Below are 13,277 nucleotides of genomic sequence, written 5' to 3'. Positions count from 1 at the left end.
CTTAATGATTTAATTCAACTGCACAAAATGCCAAACATTGTAATTATTAAATTACGGTGCTCAATTCTTCCTATTGTGTTGAATGTAATTTTCTCATTCCCTTTGCCTTATTCCAATACTATATATTAAATTCATGCCTGATTAACCGTAGATCATGGACATTTTTGGAAAGAAATATTTTTATATCGCCGCATTAGTGGGCTTTAGTCAATGTAGTATAGCCCAATCAGATAAAAACCGGATTGATTTTGAAACTTACAACCCCCCTTCTTCACTAGTCGTACCAGAACATATAGTTAACAAGGCCAAATTTCCTTTTATTGATGTCCACAATCACCAGAATAACATGGCTTCTCAGAATCTGGGCTCGCTGCTTACAGAAATGGATAAGCTGAACATGAAAATAATGGTGAACCTGAGTGGAAGGGGCGGCGAGTACCTTGCTTCTGCGGTTAAACATGCTGCGCAGGCAACTCCTAACCGCCTCGTTCTATTCACAAACATCACTTTTAATGGAGTTGGTGAGGAAGGCTGGATCCAAAAAACTGTTAAGCAGCTGGAGGATGATGTTAAGGCTGGAGCAAAGGGACTTAAAATATTCAAGACTCTGGGATTTTCAGTTAAGGATAAGGATGGGAAAGTTGTCGCTGTGGATGATGCACGCCTGGATCCGATATGGCAAAAATGCGCTCAATTAGGAATACCGGTCTTAATTCACACTGCCGACCCCAAGCAGTTTTGGGACACTCCCGATGCAAGCAATGAGCGCTGGCTTGAATTGCTTACCCAACCTGGCAGAAACCGGAGTGCTTCAGATGGTTACTCCTGGGAACAGCTTATACAACAGCAGCATAATCTCGTTAAAAAGCATTCAAAAACTACTTTTATTATTGCACATTTCGGGTGGTTTGCAAACGATCTGGATCACCTTGGCAAGCTGCTCGATACCTATCCTAATTTTAATGTCGAATTTGGGGCTGTCATAGCCGAGCTCGGCAGACAGCCACGACGGGCAAAACTATTCTTCGATAAATATCAGGACAGGATACTCTTTGGCAAAGACAGCTGGGTACCGGCTGAGTACACTACCTACTTCAGGGTGCTGGAAACCGAGGATGAATACTTTCCGTACCATAAAAAATACCATGCTTATTGGAAAATGTACGGACTCGGCTTAAGCGATCAGGTTCTTAAGAAAATCTATTATAAGAACGCATTACGCATAATTCCCGGCTTAGATAAAAGTCAGTTCCCGGAATAATTTAGTATCTCAGGCTGAAAATTTTAGTGTTGCCTTTATCATCGTCAGCAATGAGCATCAACCGACCGGGCTCATTGCTTAAGGACACCGATTCAATTTTTTGTTCAATAAATTCAGGATGAAGATCGCTTAGCTTTAGAAATTCAGTGAGTACAAGCTTATCCTTTTTCAATAACTGCTTTGCATTATTAACTATTGACAGGTAGCTCTCTCCTATTTGCCCGTCATCATAGGCATTTGCGGTATCTTCCGATGAAAAGGTTATGAAAAGTATATCCTGCCTGGCATCATAGTCCATTCCTGAAATACCGGCATGCGGTACAGGCGCTTGAATCAGAATCTTCCGATGGAATTTAAATGTCGCACCGGAATGATCAGCAAGAGCCATATAATTGTCTGGGAACGTATTGTTGCCCCTCAGCCCAAGGAGTAGTTGATTATCAAGCATGGCGGCGGCTTCTATATTTAATTCCTTAACTTCACCACGAAGTTCATCATAGAACGAACTAGCATCCACACGCTTTACATGCTTTAATTCCGGGTCCAACACAAACATGCTATCACGATGGGGCGAATGCGATCCTGATCCTAAAAAAAGAATAGCCGGCTTCCCATTATTATCAAATACAACTGATGATTCAACATCAGCTTTTGAAGCCTTTGGTAGTCGGAGCTGATCGCCTTTTGGAAAAATTGCTATGCGATGCAGCTCGTTCCATTTTCCATCCAGAACCAGAACATCAGCTGCATCGTCGCCCATTATATAAAACTTACCTTCAAGTTGACAAAGTGTTGATCCCGATGGGTATCTTGCTAACAATTTAGAACTCTCGTAAGAAGGTTTTGAATCTTTCATATTACAAGCGGATAATACGCTGATAAGAACTAACAATATCGATATCCCTTTCAAGGTTTGTTTTTTTAATTTCTGCCGGGCTTTTAATATGTGGGTTTACTTATCCAAACCCAAACGGTTCCAAATTGTTGTCATAAGAACGCGGTTTAATTAGGTGAACTGCAAATCAGCCGAGTATCTTTAAAAATCTATACCCATGAAAAATAAAATTCTTTTTTACACAACCATTGCCGGAATGGCTCTGGTGAGTTGCAATTCAAACAGCAAAACGGAAAATATTACAGACTCAGCGATTGTAGATTCAATTATGCCGGTCGATAGTGTCATCGTGGATACTACACCAATAAGAGACACGGCCATTGTGGACTCAATGTAAAATCAAATTTCTGTGATATAATCGACTGACACTATTTGCTATCGCTTAATTTACTACAAGCAGGCGAAATATTAATTACCATCAACGCTATTAATTTTAGTTATATTATAATAATCAGGTATTAATACGGGTTTCGTAGCGTATAAATCAATTGGATTACATTTACTCCATTAAACCTATAGAATGTCGTTGATTAAGATTGTACTAACTGAAGATCATAAGATAGTAAGGAGCGGTATCAGGTCGCTTTTAGAAAATGAAGTAGACATTGAAATTGTAGGAGAAGCATGTAATGGCAATGAATTATTAGAGCTTTTCGAAAGCGGCACAATAAATCCTAATGAAGTACTGCTCATAACAGATATAAACATGCCAGGTATCAACGGAATAGATATGATCCCTGGTTTGCTTGAAGCATACCCAAAATTAAAGACTGTTGTATTGTCCATGCTCTCGCATGAAAAATACGTTCTTAAAGCATTCCAATCTGGAGCTAATGGCTATATGTTAAAAAATGTAAGCTCAGAAGAACTCCTGTTTGGTATACGCCATATATTCAATAACGGACAAAGATATTTATGCACTGAATTGTCTATAGAGCTATTGGATCGCCAACTTGGCCGATCTTACGCCACAACAGACGACCTGCCGGTTGTTGATCTCTCAAAACGTGAAAAAGAAATATTATCTCTGATCGCAGAAGGCTACACTAACCAGGAAATAGCTGATAAGATATTCACAAGCAAACGTACTGTAGAGGGGCACCGACAGAACCTGATCGACAAAACTCAGTCGAGAAATTCAGCTGCGCTCATCAGATATGCCGTTCTCAGGGGAATGGTTAGTTAAAAGCTGACGAATCCTGCGAAAGTTAGATTACCTTGCCAATACATAGTAAGGATTATTTCCCGGAAGGTTTGGTAATGAGCGTGATCAATGACTAGCAAAAAAATCAAAAAAGCCCTCCGGGGAGCATCACATTCCTCCCCTCAATGCCCTTCGTAAATCCGCTGAACAGATGTTAAACAACATCGGTATGGTACCGAAGGATCCGTATGAGAAAGAATTTAAGCTGCCGTCAGCGCAAACACTTTTCTACAATTAATGATTATGCATCTGGCGCAGGATTAAGCAGCATAAAAAACCGGCTCAGTTTATATGATAGGAAGCTTCAAATCACGTCAAAATTAGGAACCGGAACTTCGGTGCAGGTTAAACTGTCTGAAAATCGACAGGAATAATGCGCACTGGCCAGGCATTACTGGCTTGACTTTTGCCTGCTTAGTCAAAAACCTGAGAAATGAAAAACCGATTTATAGCATTTATATTTTGCCTGGTATTGACTTCTGCGCACAGTTACGCACAAGACCTTGGCGGCAAACAATATCAGTTACTTGAAAAAGCACTGAGTCAGTATCAGGCCCTAAGCACGAAAGGCGAATGGTCTACTATCACGTCACCAAAGCCTGTGCTGAAGCTCAAAGACACATCGGCAGTGCTTGTGGTGATAAAAGAACGCCTAAGATTACTTGGAGATCTCCGCCGTGTACGTGACGGTAATGTTTTTAGTCCGGCTCTCGAAGACGCTGTTAAGCAATTCCAGTTACGCCACGGACTTGAAGACGATGGTGCCATCGGGCCGGCGTTTATGAAGGCATTGAATATGCCACTTGAAAAACGTATTGAGCAGCTTAGCACAAATATGAGCAGAATCAAAGAGGATACAACTAAAAGCACTGGCACCAGAATAATTGCAAATATCCCTGAATTTAAATTGTATGTGATGGAAGATAACCGGGAAGTTCTTAGTATGGATATAGTCGTTGGCAAGACATCGAATCCAACAGTTGTTTTCTCGGACACGCTTGAGACGATAGTTTTCAGCCCCTACTGGAATGTTCCAGCCAGTATCGTCAGAAATGAGATATTACCCGCAATAAACAGAAATGGTTCATATCTCGCTGACAATAACATGGAAATAGTCGGCAAAGCTGATGGACTGCCTAAGATCAGGCAAAAGCCAGGGCCTGATAATGCTTTAGGTGATGTTAAATTTCTCTTCCCCAATAAATATGACATTTATTTCCATGACACGCCCTCAAAATCTTTGTTTGAAAAGAAAAAACGAGCATTTAGCCATGGCTGCATTCGGCTGAGCCAGCCGTATGAACTTGCTCAGTATCTGCTAAAGGACCAACCTCAATGGACAGGTACGGAAATTCTGGAAGCAATGAGCGCTGGTTCTGAGAAATGGGTAAAGCTTACGACAAAAATTCCCGTGGACATCATTTATTACACCGCATGGGTCGATGCTGGTGGAACACTTAATTTCCGCGACGATATTTACGGGCACGACAGGGAACAGGCGGGGCTGTAGAGCCTAGTTGCTTTTTCATGTTAAGGTTAAGTTTTACAAGGGTATCTTATTGTTAGGGCTTTAGGGGTTAGGCATTAGGGCTTTTCCGACTGCGGAAAACCTAGAGACTGCGAGCTTTCGGCTATCAATTATTTCCAGCCAGCCGGATACTCAAAGACCTGATGCCTAATACCTAACACCTATTGCCCGCCACCAATGACCCAATTCTCCCTTTCTTTTCAGCTAGAGAGCCTCATATCTTGATTCTTGCTACTTGATACTTGCTACTTGATACTTACTACTAACTACTTTAATCCTCCAGCCTATTTCCATTCGTCTCTTTAACGAAGAAAATGCTCACAATAATACCGATCACGATAAGGACAAGGGGATAAATAAGGCCCGTGTAAGGTGAGAAAGCGAAGCTGATCACAACAGAAGACCGGATCAATTCGGTAATAACCGGAGTTGAACCACCAATTGCGCCATTCCCTACATTGTAGGTAAATCCCATACTGGTGTACCTGATCTTGGTAGGAAAAAGCTCCATTAGGAATGCACCCATCGGGCCATACACCAGCGCACTGGCTACTGTCAGCACAAATATAAGCCCAATAAAAATAAGTGTGGTTTGAGTGTCAATATGCTGGACCGTATCCAATCGCATAGGATTCCCCAGCTCAAGAAATGTATAAAATGTTACGGGGATAATAAACAGGCCTAGAAAAAGGCCAGCCAGAATAACCTTCTTTCTCCCAATTCTGTCGCTCAGCGCTCCAAATACCTGGAACAGCGGCCCCGCTAAAAGAATCCCGACCGCTAGTATAAGAATAGAAGTAGTATCAGTGAGCTTTACCGTTCTCTGCAGAAAGAATAAAGCGACGAATTGATTGGTTTGCATGATCGCACTCTGTGCAGCGTTACCTCCAAATATGGCTGACAGGATAAGCCCGACATTTTTCCTTGATTTAAATGTTTCTTTTATTGGCGCGCTGCTGGTCTTACCCTCTTTTTTGAGCTGTGCAAATACCGGGCTTTCATGCAATTTCCTGCGAATCAGATAGCTTATCATCACCAGCACGGAGCTGAAAAGAAATGGGATTCGCCATCCAAACGAATTGAAACTTGCCTCGCTCATTAGTCCCCGTGTAGCAAAAACAACCAGCAAACACATAATTAGTGCAATGGATGAAGTCGTTTGTATAAATCCGGTATAAAATCCCCGTTTATTAGCCGGAGCATTCTCAGCAACATAAATTACCGCACCTGAATACTCTCCACTGATAGCCAGTCCCTGAAAAAGACGGAGAATTAAAAACAATACAGGCGCCAGCCAGCCTACCTGACTGAAGGTCGGGATACACCCGATGAGAAAAGTTGCAGCACCCATTAACAGGAGGGAAATCAAAAAGGAATTTTTCCTGCCAGATTTATCGCCCATATTCCCGAAAAGCAGGGATCCAAAAGGCCTGATCAGGTACGTAGTAGCCACGATAGCCAGGGTTTCAATAAACTTATTTTCCCCGGCCGGAAAGAGCTGATTAGAAAGTATGCTTGCAAGGATTACCGCTAAAAAAAGGTCGTACCATTCGATAAGGGTCCCAACACTGGACGCTATTATCACAAGTTTTAGATTATTCTTTTTTTCAGGATTGAGAGAGGATGGTTCTGCGATAGCTGCACTCATGTGTTTGTCTTTGAGGATGAATTAGCAAAAAGGAAATTTAGATATTTTCCAGCTAAACCCTCTTTACATGGCGTAAAATATCCGTGATCCGGAAAGTTAAAAAAGGTTAAACTCTGTTACATAATATTTTTTTGTCCGTACATAGTCTCAACCAAACCTTTGAACTATGAACATCATACCAACTAAAACCTCCAAAAATTCGAGCCGATCGATCCTGATAGCGGCATTGATTTCTTTAATACTGATTTGCTGCGGAAAAGGTGATGAGTTAAAACCAGCTCGCTCCGCAATCATGTTTATCCACGCCTCTCCGGGGCTGCCAGCAATTGATCTGTTCATCGATGGGAACAGAATCAACGGCGACAGCATGATTTCGTACACCGATACCATCCCATATAAATTCACCAATTCCGGACCGCAAACCTTTACCGTAAAAAAGCAGATATCCTCAATTACCTACGTTTCGAAGGCGTATATCCTTAAGAAAGACAAGCACTATTCGTTTTTTGTAACCGGCCGTCCTGACTCTGTTACTCATGTAATAACTGAAGATGAACTTATTGCACCTGCGCCAGGGAAAGCCAAATTGAGATTCCTCAATATGAGCCCTGATTCTAAATCACTGGATTTTAGGCTCGTCTCCCCGGCTATTCTCTTTACAGATATCCCATTCAAGTGCGGAAGTGATTTTGTGGCCGTTGACCCGGGCAAATATTCAATGGGTATTTATGAAAAGGGAGGTAACATCGCCCTTGCACAGCAAAACCTCGACATTGAAGCCGGTAAATTTTATACAGTTTGGGTCAGGGGAATGAAGGATTCGCCAGATCCGGCACATGCGACATCACTTCAGATGATTGCTGTCAAATAGAAATAACCTTGCCATTATCCAGTCGGAGAATTTTCGTTACAGCGCTGGGCTTTTCTGACTCATAATGGCTAACATAAATCAGACTCACTGCGCTAATTTTACAGATCTCATCTACAAGATTTCGGAAGCGCTCCTGCTGTTCAGCATCCATACCCTGGCAGGGCTCATCAAAAATCAACAGGGGTGGATTTTTTACCAGTGCCCGCGCTAACAGACATAATCGCTGCACACTTACCGGGACGCTTTTCAGAAGTGTCCCGGAATGTTGATCGATCCCAAGCAAACGCATCCAGCGGAGACATATGGCAGCCTTCGCCTCCCCTGATTTTCTGAAGAGGCCCATAGTGTCATAAAAACCAGATTCGATGATCTGCATACATGAACTTTCCACCGGGAAATATTGAAAAAGTTCCGGCGACACGAAGCCGATTTTCTTCTTAATGTCCCAGATGCTTTCACCTTTGCCCTTGGGCTTATCAAACAGAATTATCTTATTCGCAAAAGCCTGCGGGTTGTCGCCGTTAATAAGACTTAAAAGCGTTGATTTTCCGGCGCCGTTCGGACCACCAAGCATCCACCTTTCACCCTGGTTGATCCGCCAGCTAATATTTTCGAGAATTATTTTCTCGCCGTATCTTATGGTGACGCCATCCATACCGACAATGATCTTGTAATCCTGGGCAGTTCCCGTTGAAAGAAGATCTTTCAGCTCCCCGATATCGACTGCAGTTTCCGGACGAGTGTGATGTTCAGGCTTAAATAAAGTTTTTGGAACCTGCTCGATAAATCCGTCTTTAACAACAGCAACATGAGTAATACACTCAGGGATTTCGTTAGGCGAACTGGACATTATTACACTGATTCCTGAATCAGCAATTTCCTGCATTAGTTTGTCAAAGCCGGCTCTTGAGGATATATCCAGGCCGGTTAAAGGATTATCCAGCAATAACAAAATCGGATTTCTGACCAATGCCGCTGCGATCATCAGACGCTTGGTTTCTCCATTTGATAATTTGATCAGTTGCTTATCCAACAGCGGTGTCAACATTAATCTCGCCGCAGTATGTTCAAGGGTCCAGATGCCTTCAGGACGATACGATCTTACTGCTGAAAGGTATTGTTTAACCGTTTGCGAGTCCTCTGAATCCATGGAATTAAAACGCTGCTGATAATACAGGTCGGTGGTATTTGAAAGATTTGTAAAATGATGCCGCGACGAAACCTGGGCAATTAACTTAAAGCGGTTTAACAGAGGGTCATCTGTTTTAGCTTCTCTGATGTAATGATCTATTGCCGGGTACTTCGCCCTTCCGTTTGGAAAGGAACTCTTTCCTGCAAACGCATCCAGCAGTATGCTTTTCCCTGAACCGCTTTTACCCACAAGTGCCCAATGCTCCCCCTTTCGTAGGTTAAAATTCAAATCTTCGAATATGATTTTGTTGAAGCTCCGGATACTGATGTTTTGGAAGGAGAGGATGGTTTCTGACACGGGCAACGAACTACTTTTTATGGAAAGCAAATATTGAAAAAATATCCTTGAGAAAGCGGAGGTAATGGGTGATCAGTAATCAGTGATTAGTAATCAGTAATCAAGTGCGAACGTACCTAATGTACTATTGAACGAAGAAACATTCAACCATTTGAATGTCGAAACGCCAGCGTCTAGTCCGCCCAAAACTGATAACTGATTACTGAATACTAGAACACTACTCACCGTCCTCTCCACCGATCCCCAGCCTCTTCAACAACAACGATGCATTAAACGTTTTGCACTCCCCTTCTTTCAACTTATAGTCAAATTTCATTTCGGAACCTTCTATTTGAATATCAAAATAGAAGTTGCGGATATAATCAGGATATTTTTGTTCCAGCTCTGCAATCTGAAGATCATGGGTGGCGATGATACCCACAGCATTCTGGGCGATCAGCTTTTCTATAACAGCCTTGGATCCCAGATACTTGTCGACAGAATTTGTACCCCTAAGCATCTCATCAATTAAAAAGAAAACCCTGTCTTCCGTCTGCAGAATTTCGAGAAGTCGCTGTAAACGATCCAACTCAGCTTTAAAAGTTGATGTACTTTCATTCAGCGAATCCCGGATGCGCATATAGCTGAAGACAAGCATTGGGCTGACCTTCATTTTTTCTGCACAAACCGGAGCTCCGGCCAGGGCGAGTATTGCATTTACTCCCAAAGTCCGCAAAAAAGTACTTTTCCCGGCCATGTTCGATCCGGTAATGATGTCGATCTTAAGTTCATCATCCAGCGAATAATCATTCACAACCCTTAACTCAGGTGATATCAGGGGATGGCCAATAGACCGAGTGATTAAGGTATACTTCTCACGTTCAATCAATTCTGGAAAAGTCCACTCAGGATAATTAGTCCTGATACTGCTCAGGCTGATCAGTGCCTCAAAATTGGCGATGACATCAAAAGCATCTTCGACATTTTCTTTATTCGACTTCTTCCAGTCTTCAATAGCAAGGAAATACAGAACATTCCAGGGCATGATAAAATTAATCACCGGGCCAATTGAGCTCATTCCTAGGGCGAGCTGGTTAATGAGAGACGATAAACTACGTAACTGTTCCGCCAACTTATCTTGCCTATTGTCTTTAAGATCGGAAGACAAGCGTATACAATTTTCAGAACTCCATTGCTCAGACCTAATTGCACCTATCGCGTCGGAAAAATGATTTAGTATTTTGCTCATTTTCCCGATCAGGGTATCCGTTTTCATAACAGCGGCATTATACGCCTGGGTGATAAGCCAATTCGCAATCCCAATTCCTATGATCAGTAAAATGAAAATCGGGAAGAACCATGCCAGCATACCGGATCCAAAAAAAATCCATGGGCTCAATTTTATGTAAAGCCTGAGCCATTTCGCTTCTTGTTGCGATCCGGTTTTCAAATAATTGAAGAGCCCCTGGATCTGATCGTCCTTTGCATTGTTTGAGAAAAGCAGCACCGTCTGAAAATTGTGTTTCCACTCCGCTTTTGCAGCTATTTCCTCAACTGCATCCTGCCTACGCCTGATCTCAGCGATCGGCGCCCGCTTTTTCAACCAGGCGGCTAATTTGGCATTTCCCAAGCTTGTTGCGCTGCGGTTTAATAATGCAAATAGCGACCCTTTTCCAAAAATGTCAAGATCTGAAATGTAGGGATGCAGATCATCTTCCCATTCCGAGCCATTATTATAAATATTCTGCCTGCTGGCAATGCTCTGAATTTCATTGTCATAAATAATTGCCAGATCCCTGTAATGATCTCGCTTTCTTTCTAAGTCATTCTGCTTTCTGACGAGAAAAGAAAAGGTAACAATCACAGCAAAAAACACTAATACCGGAAGCCACGAGCCTTCAAATTTCAAGGATTGATAAAAAAGGATTATGCCGGCTGCGATAGTAATTAAACGCAGGATTGAATATCGGTTCAGAAGTTTTTCAAACTCTTTAACACGTACATTTGCACTGGAAAATGCCTCCTGATATCGAGCCCTTACTTCGGAATTTGTGTTTGTTGTATACATTTTAATAGGACAGCAAAGGTAATTTTTTATTACAGAGACTCCGATTTCTATATTTACTTGATGAAATATTTACAATTCTTCGCAGTCCTGCTCTTCGTTGTTTCCACTTCCGGGTATATTGCTGTCGCTCAGACGAACCAATCACTGTAAAGATAAAATCAAAAAACCTATCCGTCGACCCCTCTTCAATGCTCCAATCAGGGATCAAGGCGACGGGGCATGACGCAAAAGTGAATGTTACTAATATCCATTGAACTCGTAAAAGCAAAATAATTTTACATTTCACTTGCATCTACGAACTTTTCGTAATACATTTACGAAAAGTTCGTAGAAATGGAGAAGTTAACACCCAATGAAGAAGAGGCCATGCAAGCCATTTGGAATTCAGAGACCGGTACGATCAAGGAATTCTTAGATAGTATCCCGGAACCTAAGCCTCCATACACAACTCTTGCCTCTACCGTAAAGAACCTTGAAAAGAAAAAGTTTATTCTTGGAAAAAAGGTTGGCAATACGCTCTGTTATACCCCGCTAATAAAGGAAGAAGAGTATAAGAAGACCTTCATGGGCGAATTTGTCAACGACTACTTCAGTAACTCGTATAAAGAACTAGTCACATTCTTTGCAAATCAGGAAAAAATAAGTGCAGACGATTTAAAAGAGATCATAAAGATGATCGAGAAAGGAAAGCAGCCATGATGCCTGAAATGCTCCTGTATTTACTCAAAGTGAACATCGCCCTCCTTTTCTTTTACGCCGGCTATCATCTTATCCTGCAGCGTTATACCTTTCACACGCTAAACCGCTTTTATCTTCTGACCGGTCTATTGTATTCGGCGCTTTATCCGCTGATCAATGTGTCAGGTTTGTTGAGCCGCAATGAGCACTTGAAAGATAAAATCAATTTGCTAACACCTGACTGGCAGGGGTCGGTAACTTACGTGATTAATCGCGCAGAGAACAGTGCCGGCAATTACTGGCAGCTGCTGTTAATGGTCTTCTGGACAGGTGTGATATTCATGTCGCTTCGCCTGACAATTCAGCTGATATCCCTTCTTGTACTGCACATACGCTCAACATCAATGGAGATGGGAAGCTTTAAATTCAGGAAGATCACAAAAGCCATTAACCCTTTCTCCTTCTGGCGCACCATATACTTGAATCCTGAATGCCATGAAGAAAGTGAACTTCATTCAATTCTGGAACACGAACAGGTACATGTCAGGCAGCTGCATACATTAGATGTTATGCTGGCCGAGCTAAGTACCATATTCTACTGGTTCAACCCAGGAGTCTGGCTGATGAAAAAAGCCATAAAAGCCAACCTTGAATTCATTACTGACCAGGAGGTTATCCGCTCGGGAATAGATGCCAAAGAATACCAGTACACTTTACTTAGAAGCCACGTGCTCCCGCAGCATTCCATGCCAGTGAACAACTTTCATTTTTTAACTATAAAAAAGAGAATAGCCATGATTAATAAGAAACCTTCAAATAGGATAAACCAAAGCAACTACCTGTTGCTGGTGCCGGCAATTATGATTCTGGTACTCATAACAGGAATTTCAAAGGCTGATTTTACTGGGCATGTTACAGAAACCTTCAAAGCTCTGCCACAGTTATCTTCTATCGATCTAATACGGCAGAAGACTACCGTTAGTCAGAGCAAACCCGCAGGAAAAATTAAAGCAAAATACACCGAATTAAAAACTAATTTAAATTCGAGCACGATAACAAATACTGCTTTTGATACCAATAAAATTGTTAAGGGAGTGGTTGTAGTTACTGGGAAGCCTCTAAACAGTTCGATGGGACGTACGCTAATTGAACTTGATACTACGGTTAGTGGCAGGCCTTTATATGTTTTGGACGGCAAACCGCAGATAAATGGAATTGGACACCTGGCTTCAGAACGCATTGAATCCATCAAAGTCCTGAAAGGTGAAAACGCAACTAAATTATACGGCGAGAAAGGAAAAGATGGTGTAATCGAAATCGAAACTAAAGCTTTCGGTGTCGGGAAATCCAATGGCAGTTTGAAACCTGTTACAGTAGTCGGTTATTCACTAAATCAAAATCAAAAAATTTCATTGAGCGATATCGATAATGAAATGATCATCCTGGATGGTAAGGAAATTACGAAAGAACGTCTTGACGATATTAAGGTTACTACCATCGGAACTATAGAGATTTTCAAAGGCTCCTCCGCAGTGTCAAAGTATGGGGAGAAAGCGAAGGATGGAGTGATCGTGATTACGACGAAATAGTGGAGACCCGATAGCTATCGGTTGGAGAGTTGAGAGTTGAGAGTTGAGAATTACTAGACGCTGTGCT

12 protein-coding genes are annotated in these 13,277 nt (G+C 42.0%); 8 read left to right on the top strand and 4 right to left on the bottom strand.

The window, feature by feature from the left end; all coding sequences use genetic code 11:
- The first annotated feature begins 154 nt into the window (after positions 1-154).
- Positions 155-1,261: an amidohydrolase family protein gene (locus B5X60_RS14290; RefSeq protein WP_079703401.1), complete on the top strand. Its 1,107-nt coding sequence runs from the start codon at positions 155-157 to the stop codon at positions 1,259-1,261.
- Between the two features lies 1 nt (position 1,262).
- Here the strand turns inward: B5X60_RS14290 and B5X60_RS14285 are convergent, their stop codons facing one another.
- On the bottom strand, positions 1,263-2,117 hold the full coding sequence (locus tag B5X60_RS14285; RefSeq protein WP_139377489.1) for a DUF6929 family protein: 855 nt from the start codon (positions 2,115-2,117) through the stop codon (positions 1,263-1,265).
- 196 nt (positions 2,118-2,313) lie between these two features.
- Here B5X60_RS14285 and B5X60_RS14280 point away from each other — a divergent pair, with 196 nt between their 5' ends.
- The 4 genes from B5X60_RS14280 (at position 2,314) to B5X60_RS14265 (ending at position 4,870) form a co-directional block, all read left to right on the top strand.
- Positions 2,314-2,493: a hypothetical protein gene (locus B5X60_RS14280; protein ID WP_079703399.1), complete on the top strand. Its 180-nt coding sequence runs from the start codon at positions 2,314-2,316 to the stop codon at positions 2,491-2,493.
- A 183-nt stretch (positions 2,494-2,676) separates the two neighbouring features.
- Complete coding sequence (locus B5X60_RS14275) at positions 2,677-3,342, top strand: response regulator (RefSeq protein ID WP_245803532.1); 666 nt, start codon at positions 2,677-2,679, stop codon at positions 3,340-3,342.
- 206 nt (positions 3,343-3,548) lie between these two features.
- Positions 3,549-3,734: an ATP-binding protein gene (locus B5X60_RS18385; protein WP_079703398.1), complete on the top strand. Its 186-nt coding sequence runs from the start codon at positions 3,549-3,551 to the stop codon at positions 3,732-3,734.
- Between the two features lie 59 nt (positions 3,735-3,793).
- On the top strand, positions 3,794-4,870 hold the full coding sequence (locus B5X60_RS14265; protein WP_079703397.1) for a L,D-transpeptidase family protein: 1,077 nt from the start codon (positions 3,794-3,796) through the stop codon (positions 4,868-4,870).
- Between the two features lie 289 nt (positions 4,871-5,159).
- On the opposite strand, the gene B5X60_RS14260 is transcribed toward B5X60_RS14265, so the two are convergent.
- Positions 5,160-6,536: an MFS transporter gene (locus B5X60_RS14260; protein WP_079703396.1), complete on the bottom strand. Its 1,377-nt coding sequence runs from the start codon at positions 6,534-6,536 to the stop codon at positions 5,160-5,162.
- Positions 6,537-6,702: 166 nt separating this feature from the next.
- Between B5X60_RS14260 and B5X60_RS14255 the strand changes: the two genes are divergently transcribed.
- A complete protein-coding gene (locus tag B5X60_RS14255) occupies positions 6,703-7,407 on the top strand; it encodes a DUF4397 domain-containing protein (RefSeq protein ID WP_079703395.1) in 705 nt (234 codons plus the stop codon).
- Here B5X60_RS14255 and B5X60_RS14250 read toward each other — a convergent pair.
- Positions 7,400-8,827, bottom strand: a complete 1,428-nt coding sequence (locus B5X60_RS14250) for an ATP-binding cassette domain-containing protein (RefSeq protein WP_245803531.1) — start codon at positions 8,825-8,827, stop codon at positions 7,400-7,402. The two genes, B5X60_RS14255 and B5X60_RS14250, sit on opposite strands and share 8 nt — an antisense overlap.
- A 286-nt stretch (positions 8,828-9,113) precedes the next feature.
- Positions 9,114-10,943, bottom strand: coding sequence for a MutS-related protein (locus tag B5X60_RS14245; protein ID WP_079703393.1), 1,830 nt, complete (start codon positions 10,941-10,943; stop codon positions 9,114-9,116).
- A 333-nt stretch (positions 10,944-11,276) separates the two neighbouring features.
- Between B5X60_RS14245 and B5X60_RS14240 the strand changes: the two genes are divergently transcribed.
- Positions 11,277-11,642 (top strand): BlaI/MecI/CopY family transcriptional regulator, encoded by a 366-nt coding sequence (locus B5X60_RS14240; protein WP_079703392.1) that lies wholly within the window; start codon positions 11,277-11,279, stop codon positions 11,640-11,642.
- 8 nt (positions 11,643-11,650) lie between these two features.
- A complete protein-coding gene (locus B5X60_RS14235; protein WP_221406258.1) occupies positions 11,651-13,210 on the top strand; it encodes a M56 family metallopeptidase in 1,560 nt (519 codons plus the stop codon).
- Positions 13,211-13,277: the final 67 nt, after the last annotated feature.

Origin of the sequence: Daejeonella lutea, assembly GCF_900168015.1 — a bacterium.
Lineage (GTDB): Bacteria > Bacteroidota > Bacteroidia > Sphingobacteriales > Sphingobacteriaceae > Daejeonella > Daejeonella lutea.
Note: the sequence above shows the minus strand (reverse complement) of the source record. Positions and strands in the feature narration are given on the sequence as shown.